We start from the raw sequence: 237 nt of genomic DNA, 5'->3' as shown, positions 1-237 counted from the left end.
GACGGGGTCCGTCACCCTGCCGGAGCCCGGCCCGGGTCCCGTCGCGGTCCCGCAGCAGGGCGCCCCCTACCCGCCGCAGGCGCAGCCCCAGCTGCCGCCGCTGCCCGATGGGTACCAGCCCGTCCAGCCCGGACCCGGCCAGCCGCTGCCGCAGCAGCAGGCCCAGCCCGTACCCGTACAGCAACTCCAACAGCCCGCGCCCCAGGCCGGGTTCGGGCCCGCCCAGCCGATGCCGCA

The 237-nt window shown here is 78.9% G+C and carries 1 pseudogene; it reads left to right on the top strand.

Features of this window, described 5'->3' with window-relative positions:
• Nucleotides 1–237 (top strand): annotated as a pseudogene (locus J0695_RS39245) (hypothetical protein); the annotation flags it as partial.

Source organism: Streptomyces beijiangensis (genome assembly GCF_017315755.1).
GTDB lineage: Bacteria > Actinomycetota > Actinomycetes > Streptomycetales > Streptomycetaceae > Streptomyces > Streptomyces beijiangensis.
The sequence above is the reverse complement of the archived record's forward strand: the minus strand, read 5'-3'. Positions and strand labels throughout refer to the sequence as shown.